Source organism: Streptococcus sp. HMSC074B11, from assembly GCF_001808705.1.
In the GTDB taxonomy this organism is placed as follows: domain Bacteria; phylum Bacillota; class Bacilli; order Lactobacillales; family Streptococcaceae; genus Streptococcus.
In genome coordinates, this window is the sequence record NZ_KV794234.1 from 50,573 (window position 1) to 58,945 (window position 8,373).

The window sequence follows — 8,373 nt, forward strand, 5'->3', positions numbered from 1 at the left end:
AGTTATTAAGGTATAGCAAACACTACTTCCATTAAGCTTACTCTTGTTTGAGAGTATCATTATTAGTAATTTATAGCAATCATTTTTGATAATTTCAATATATAACTTCCTAAAGTTTTAGTCTTTGGATAAAAACTTACTTATATTCTATCATATCTAAAAACCAGTAGAAATGAAAATCATAAAAAATCATCTCTACTGGTTTTACTGTTAAGTCTTAATTAGATGAAACTTAGTCGGCTTATTTGAACAAGTTGACTTTAAATTAAAACAAATCATCAAACAAACTCAACTGGTTGTCCTCTGGCATATTGCCGAGAATCCCCATTTCATCCATCTTTTCAACTAAAGTTGAGGAAAGTCCACCACGCTTGCGCAACTCGGTTTTAGAGAGGAATTCTCCCTCTTGACGGGCACGAACCAGTTGCTTGGCAACGTTCTCGCCTAGCCCATCCATAGCGACAAACGGTGGGATGAGGGTGTCTCCATCGATGATAAATTCAGTCGCATCACTACGATAGAGGTCTAACTTGCCAAATTTAAAACCACGTTCCCACATCTCGTTGACAATTTCAAGTGTTGTGTAAAGGTCAATTTCTACGTTGGAAGCTTCATTGTTCTTCCGCTTTTCAGCAATTTCTTGCATCTTGCGTTTGATGGCATCCAAGCCTGCACCCATGGTCTTAATATCAAAGGCCTTAGCACGGATGGAGAAGTAAGCACAATAATAATAAATCGGGTGGTGAACCTTGAAGTAGGCCACACGAAGGGCCATCATAACGTAGGCTGCCGCATGGGCTTTAGGGAACATGTACTTGATTTTTCCACAAGATTCGATATACCACTCAGGCACATTATTGGCCTTCATGGCTTCGATATAACCATTGCGCTCTTCTTCTGAGATTTTAAGCCACAATCCCTTACGTACACGCTCCATGATAGTAAAGGCCATCTTTGGATCTAGACCAGCGTGCATGAGGTAAACCATGATGTCATCCCGACATCCGATAACGGTTGACAGGTCTGCAATTCCAGCCTTAATCAAGTCTTGGGCATTTCCCAACCAAACGTCGGTACCGTGAGACAGACCAGAAAGCTGAAGCAACTCCGCAAAGGTCGTCGGATGGGTTTCATCCACCATGCCTCGAACAAAATTAGTTCCAAACTCTGGAATTCCAAGCATACCAGTTGAAGTCCCGATTTGTTCAGGCGTCACTCCAAGGATATCTGTACCTGAGAAGAGGGCCATGACACCTGGGTCGTCCATAGGGATATCATTTGGATCAATACCTGATAAGTCCTGGAGTTTTCGAATCATGGTCGGATCATCATGACCAAGAACATCGAGCTTGAGGACGTTCTCATCAATATCGTGGAAGTTAAAGTGAGTAGTCTGCCATTCAGCAGTCACATCATCGGCAGGGTACTGCACTGGAGTAAAGTCATAGACATCCATATAGTTAGGAATAACAACGATTCCCCCTGGGTGCTGACCGGTCGTCCGTTTAACACCAGCAGCTCCTTGGGCTAGGCGCTCTACTTCGGCTTCACGGTAGAACTTGCCATAGTCACGCTCGTAACCCTTGACAAATCCATAGGCTGTTTTAGCAGCCACCGTACCAACCGTTCCTGCACGGAAGGCATATTCTTCCCCAAAGATATCACGAACATCCAAGTGGGCACTCGGCTGGTCCTCCCCTGAGAAGTTCAAATCGATATCGGGAACCTTATCCCCGTCAAAACCAAGGAAGGTCTCGAAAGGAATGTCCTGTCCATTTTTGCTGAGCTTGTGGCCACAGTTTGGACAATCCTTGTCTGGCATATCAAATCCTGAACCGTAAGAACCATCTGTGATAAACTCACTGTACTGACACTGACCACAGACATAGTGAGGAGAGAGAGGATTGACCTCGGTAATCCCAATCATGGTCGCAACGAAACTGGATCCAACAGACCCACGGGAACCAACCAAGTAACCCCGTTCGTTGGAACGGTGCACTAGCATCTGTGAAGCCAGATAAATCACGGCGAAACCATTCCCTAGGATAGAAGTCAATTCTTTTTCAATCCGCAAATCAACGATATCTGGGAGTGGGTTTCCATAGATTTCAAAGGCTTTTTTATAGGTTAATTCAGCAACTGTTTCTTCGGCTTTGTCAATGAAAGGTGTGTATAAATCACCCTTTACAACCTCCACAGGTTCAAAGATTTCTGCCAAGGCATTGGTATTTTCAATAACAATCTTGCGAGCCAAGTCTTCCCCTAGAAAAGCAAACTCATCCAACATTTCATTGGTTGTTCTAAAGTGTGCCTTTGGTAGTGGAGCTGGTTGGGCAGCTTCTCCATGGCCGATCGTTCGGTTAATCATGGCTCCCTGACCTAGACTGCGGACGATGATTTCTCGATAAATCTCATCCTCAGGTTCGATATAGTGGACATTTCCTGTCGCAAGAACTGGCTTACCGAGACGGTCTCCGACATCAATTAAGCTCTTGATGATGGTTTGGAGTTCCTCCATGTCCTTGACCTGCTCTTTGGCAATCAGAGGTGCATAGATAGCAGGAGGCATCACCTCGATAAAGTCATAGTATTTAGCAACTTCGACCGCCGCATCCACTCCCTGTGATACGACTGCATCAAAGACTTCCCCTTCCGTACAAGCAGAACCTAAGATTAAGCCTTCTCGATGGGCATCTAGCACCGTACGTGGAATCCGTGGAACTCCTTCAAAGTACTGGGTATTTGAAAGAGACACCAGTTTAAAGATATTTTTCAAGCCTACTTGATTTTTCACATAGATGGTCGCATGCTTGACTCGAGCTTTTTTATAAGAATCTGGACTGATTAAATCAAGGTTCAATCTAGCCAAATCTGTCACACCATGTTTTTCTGCTACTTCCTTGATAAAGATAAAGAGCAGACGGCCAGTTGCTTCCGCATCATAGTTGGCCATGTGGTGGTGTTCTAGAGCTACACCAAAACGTTTGGTCAAGGGTCCAAGACCATGGCGTTTGTACTCAGGATAGAGATTTCTAGCGAACTCTAGCGTATCGATGACAGGTTGAATAATTTTTGGAAGACCGTGACGCTCATAGTTGGCATTCATAAAACCAACGTCAAAGCTTGCATTATGGGCTACAAGAACGGTATCCTTACAAAATTCTTGGAATTCTTTTAAAACTTGAACCAAGGGTTTGGCATTTTTTACATGGTCATCCGTAATTCCAGTCAACTCAGTAGTAAAAGCTGACAAGGGATGCCCTGGATTGATAAATTCATCAAACTCAGCAATGATATTGCCCTTATACATCTTGGAAGCCGCCACCTGAATCAAATCATTATAGATAGCTGATAGACCTGTCGTTTCCACGTCAAAGACTACATAGGTAGCTTCAGAAAGATCCATCCCCACTTCGTTATAGACGATAGGTACACGGTCTTCAACGATATTGGCTTCCATCCCATAGATCAGCTGGATACCAGCTTTCTTAGCGGCCTTATAGCCATGAGGGAAGGATTGAACATTGCCATGATCTGTAATAGCAACAGCCTTGTGGCCCCATTTGGCTGCTGTTCCAACGATTTCCTCGACCTCAGGCAAAGCATCCATGGTCGACATATTGGTGTGCGCATGGAACTCAACACGACGTTCTCCCTCTGGCATCAAGTCTTTCCGTTCATAGTGGACGATTTCCTGGACATCTTGCACATTCATGGTCAAGTCTCGCGTAAAATTATTGACTTCAACATTTCCACGAACACGGAGCCAAGAATTCTTCTTGATCATGTCATACTTCTGTGCTTCTTCTTCATTCTTGACCCATTTTTGCATAGAAAAACTAGAAGTATAGTCCGTCATCTTGAAGTTAATCAAGACACGACCCGTTCTAGTCACCTTATGCTCGACATCAAAGACGACTCCTTCAAAAACCAGACGATTTTCCTCAGTATTGACCTCGATCATAGGAGTGATCTCTGCCTTGTCTAGTTTAGGCTTAGCAGCTGCCTTCTTGGCTTGAAAATCAAAGACAGGTTTGTCCTCAACTGGAGGAGGCGGGGCCATCTGTTCTAACTGTTCCATAGCCCGAAGAGTTTCTTCATTGGCTGCTTGAATAATCATTTGATTTTCCGTCTGAAAGGCTTCTTGTTCTTCCCTTGTGAGATCTTCATTTTTTTCTAAGATGCAAGAAAGTTTAGGAAAACCAAAAAATTCCAGCTGTTTGCTAAGATTTGGCAGATGATTTTTTCTAAAATGCTCTGTATCTGCCGCTTCTGAAGCTTCAATGATTAACTGGTCATTTTCAAAGCGAACCTGAAAATTCTGATAAATAGAGCGAAAACCTTGACTAGCACAAGGACCTTCCGAAAAAGCCTCTCGATAGTAGGCTTGTAAAAGTTCTCTAGAGAATTCCTGATTTCTCGTTTTTATCTCAAAACTAGCCTGATTTCCAGTTTTTGAGAATTCTTCTTTCAAGCCCCTTTTCAACTCTAGAAAAAGTTCAAAAGGCAAGATATTTTCAAAAACAAAATGAAACTCCCAAACTTTGCTTCGTTTATGAACAATAACTTGTTCTATTTCAGCCTGAGAGAAGGCCTCATGATTTCTCATTTCAGCGGGTATTCCCAACTGATTCATTAAAATTTCAAAAGTGGTTGACATCCATTTTCCTCACAATATACTCCTTCTATTTTACCATATTTGAGGCACTTTTACCTATTTCTACCAAACAGAAAAAGAAGCCACAAAGTGACTTCTTTTAAAGTGACGGTGAATTATTCTTCACCTTTGTTTTTCTTAATGATTTCTTCTTGTACTGACTTAGGTACATCTTCGTAGTGGTCAAATACCATCATGAATGTACCACGTCCTTGTGATGCAGAACGAAGAACTGTTGCGTAACCGAACATTTCAGCAAGTGGAACATAAGCACGAACGATTTGGCTGTTACCGTGTGCTTCCATACCATCTACACGTCCACGACGAGCAGTTACGTGCCCCATAACATCACCAAGGTTTTCTTCTGGAACAGTGATTGTTACAAGCATCATTGGTTCAAGGATAGCTGGTTGTGCAGTCTTAGCAGCTTCTTTAAGTGCAAGAGATGCAGCGATCTTGAAGGCAGTTTCAGATGAGTCGACATCGTGGTATGAACCATCGTAAAGCTTAGCTTTAACGTCAACCATTGGGTAACCAGCAAGAACACCGTTAGCCATAGATTCTACCAAACCTTTTTCAACCGCTGGGATAAATTCACGAGGAACCACACCACCGACGATTGCGTTTTCGAATTCGAATCCTTTACCTTCTTCGTTTGGAGTAAATTCAATCCATACATCACCGAATTGACCTTTACCACCAGACTGACGTTTGAAGAATCCACGTGCTTGAGTAGGAGCGCGGAATGTTTCACGGTAAGATACTTGAGGAGCACCTACGTTCGCTTCAACTTTGAACTCACGACGCATACGGTCAACAAGGACGTCAAGGTGAAGCTCACCCATACCAGAGATAACTGTTTCACCAGTTTCAACGTTAGTTTCAACGCGGAATGTTGGATCTTCTTCAGCCAATTTTTGAAGGGCGATACCCATCTTATCTTGGTCTGCTTTAGATTTAGGCTCAACCATCAATTGGATAACTGGTTCTGGAACGTTGATTGACTCAAGGATGATTTTAGCTTTTTCATCTGTCAATGAGTCACCAGTTGTAGTGTCTTTCAAACCAACGGCAGCAGCGATATCACCTGAGTAAACAGTGTCGATTTCTTGACGGCTGTTAGCGTGCATTTGAAGGATACGTCCGATACGTTCACGTTTACCTTTAGAAGTATTCAATACGTAAGAACCTGATTGAAGAACACCTGAGTAAACACGGAAGAATGTCAAACGACCTACGAATGGGTCAGTCATGATCTTGAAGGCAAGAGCTGCAAATGGCTCTTCATCAGATGCTGGACGAGTTTCTTCTTCATCTGTATCTGGGTTGATACCTTTGATCGCTGGGATGTCAAGTGGGCTTGGAAGGTAGTCGATAACCGCATCAAGCATCAATTGAACACCTTTGTTCTTGAAGGCAGAACCACACAATACTGGGAAGAATTCAACGTTGATAGTCGCTTTACGGATACCAGCTTTCAATTCTTCGTTAGTGATTTCTTCACCTTCGAGGTATTTCATCATCAATTCTTCGTCAGTTTCAGCAACTGCTTCGATCAATTTTTCGCGGTATTCTTGAGCTTGGTCAAGGTATTCAGCTGGAATGTCTTCTTCAAGGATATCTGTACCAAGGTCGTTAGTATAGATTTCAGCTTTCATCTTGATCAAGTCGATGATACCACGGAAGTCATCTTCAGCACCGATTGGCAATTGAATTGGGTGTGCATTTGCTTGAAGACGATCGTGAAGTGTGCTTACTGAGTAAAGGAAGTCAGCACCGATTTTGTCCATTTTGTTGGCAAATACGATACGAGGAACTCCGTACTCAGTTGCTTGACGCCAAACTGTTTCAGTTTGAGGCTCAACACCTGATTGTGAGTCAAGAACTGTAACCGCACCGTCCAATACACGAAGAGAACGTTGTACTTCGATTGTGAAGTCCACGTGTCCTGGTGTGTCGATGATGTTTACGCGGTGGTTGTTCCATTGAGCTGTTGTCGCAGCAGATGTGATAGTGATACCACGTTCTTGCTCTTGCTCCATCCAGTCCATTTGTGACGCACCTTCGTGAGTTTCACCGATTTTGTGGATTTTACCAGTGTAGTAAAGGATACGCTCAGTTGTAGTTGTTTTACCAGCATCGACGTGAGCCATGATACCGATATTACGAGTTTTTTCAAGTGAAAATTCGCGTGCCATGAGGTTTGTTTCTCCTATATTTTTTTATTTCTATTCTATTATAACACGATTTAATAAAAACGGATAGGCAGGACCTACCCGTTCTCAATGTTTATCTTGTTATTGTTGGTTTCAACTTGCGGAATGGTAAGTTGAGTTGTACTCGAGCTAAAAGCTCAAGTTAACTGATTTGAACCCGAGCGAGGCCCGGTGCAAAAAAGATAAACTGTTTTGTGTTCACGGAACACTGCATCAGTTTCCTATTTTTGTCTTGGGCCTTTGCCGCTCTCGGTATCATTTTATTACCAACGGAAGTGTGCGAAGGCACGGTTAGCTTCAGCCATACGGTGAGTGTCTTCACGTTTCTTAACTGCTGCACCAGTGTTGTTAGCAGCATCCAAGATTTCTTTTGCAAGACGGTCTTGCATTGTGTGTTCACCACGAAGGCGAGCAATTGTTACCAACCAACGAAGTCCAAGTGTTGTACGACGTTCTGGACGAACTTCAACTGGGACTTGGTAGTTAGAACCACCAACACGACGTGCACGTACTTCAAGTACAGGCATGATGTTTTCCATAGCTGTTTCAAATACTTCAAGTGCATCGTTACCAGTAACTTCTTTGATTTGTTCAAAAGCACCGTAAACGATTGAAGCAGCTGTACCACGTTTACCGTCAAGCATAACGCGGTTGATAAGACGAGTAACTAATTGTGAATTGTAAAGCGGATCTGGCAATACGTCACGTTTTGGAGCTCTATTTTTACGACTCATTTCTCTTTATCCCCTTTCCTTATGCTTTTTTCGGACGTTTAGTACCGTATTTAGAACGGCCTTGTTTACGATCGTTAACACCTGCAGTATCAAGTGCACCACGGACGATATGGTAACGTACCCCTGGAAGGTCTTTTACACGTCCACCGCGAAGAAGCACCACACTGTGCTCTTGCAAGTTGTGTCCGATACCTGGGATGTAGGCAGTAACTTCGATAAGGTTGCTCAAACGTACACGAGCAAATTTACGAAGGGCAGAGTTAGGTTTTTTAGGTGTCATTGTTCCAACACGAGTTGCAACACCACGTTTTTGTGGTGAAGAAACGTTTGTTTGAACTTTTTTATGACTGTTGTAACCAACGTTCAAAGCTGGTGATTTAGATTTTTCTACTTTTGATTTACGCGGTTTGCGAACCAATTGGTTAATTGTAGGCATCTACATTCTCCTGTGTTTTTTTATTTTTGGTGATGATACACTTGGTGACAGCTATCATCTGTGTGTACTTTTGCAACATTTGTCAGCACGTCCCTGTACACTCTTGAGAGACCAAAAGTAAAAAGTACCGTCTATTATTGTACCACGTTTTTTCTATTTTTGTCAATATATTTCTTCTTATTGTATGCGGTAGAATTTTTTAGAACGCCTAAATTCATAAATTTTTTAGGAGAACATCACCGAGTTTTAAAAAAAGACTGAACAAATTTCTTGCTCAGTCTTGACATTGATACATTTATCAGGTATCATTAATTAAAGACTGAGTAAGAA

The 8,373-nt window shown here is 42.5% G+C and carries 4 protein-coding genes; all 4 read right to left on the minus strand.

Translation table 11 applies throughout. The features are described 5' to 3' along the window. Positions 1-265 precede the first annotated feature (265 nt). The 4 genes from HMPREF2619_RS01565 to rpsL all read right to left on the minus strand — a co-directional run bounded on the left by HMPREF2619_RS01565 (position 266) and on the right by rpsL (position 8,043). Positions 266-4,660 carry a PolC-type DNA polymerase III gene (locus tag HMPREF2619_RS01565; protein ID WP_070458522.1) on the minus strand — a complete coding sequence of 1,465 codons (4,395 nt, stop codon included), beginning with the start codon at positions 4,658-4,660 and terminating at the stop codon, positions 266-268. A 113-nt stretch (positions 4,661-4,773) separates the two neighbouring features. Continuing rightward, entirely contained in the window at positions 4,774-6,855 is a 2,082-nt protein-coding gene (fusA, locus tag HMPREF2619_RS01570) for an elongation factor G (protein ID WP_070458525.1), read from the minus strand. Positions 6,856-7,136: 281 nt separating this feature from the next. Next, positions 7,137-7,607, minus strand: a complete 471-nt coding sequence (rpsG, locus tag HMPREF2619_RS01575) for a 30S ribosomal protein S7 (protein ID WP_000087876.1) — start codon at positions 7,605-7,607, stop codon at positions 7,137-7,139. A 19-nt stretch (positions 7,608-7,626) separates the two neighbouring features. Next, positions 7,627-8,043: a 30S ribosomal protein S12 gene (rpsL, locus tag HMPREF2619_RS01580; protein ID WP_001142333.1), complete on the minus strand. Its 417-nt coding sequence runs from the start codon at positions 8,041-8,043 to the stop codon at positions 7,627-7,629. Positions 8,044-8,373 lie beyond the last annotated feature (330 nt).

Bases quoted from the DNA above. Each gene is read 5' to 3' on its own strand.
- rpsL (WP_001142333.1), bottom strand. From the start codon at position 8,043: ATGCCTACAATTAACCAATTGGTTCGCAAACCGCGTAAATCAAAAGTA.
- HMPREF2619_RS01565 (WP_070458522.1), bottom strand. From the start codon at position 4,660: ATGTCAACCACTTTTGAAATTTTAATGAATCAGTTGGGAATACCCGCT.
- fusA (WP_070458525.1), bottom strand. From the start codon at position 6,855: ATGGCACGCGAATTTTCACTTGAAAAAACTCGTAATATCGGTATCATG.
- rpsG (WP_000087876.1), bottom strand. From the start codon at position 7,607: ATGAGTCGTAAAAATAGAGCTCCAAAACGTGACGTATTGCCAGATCCG.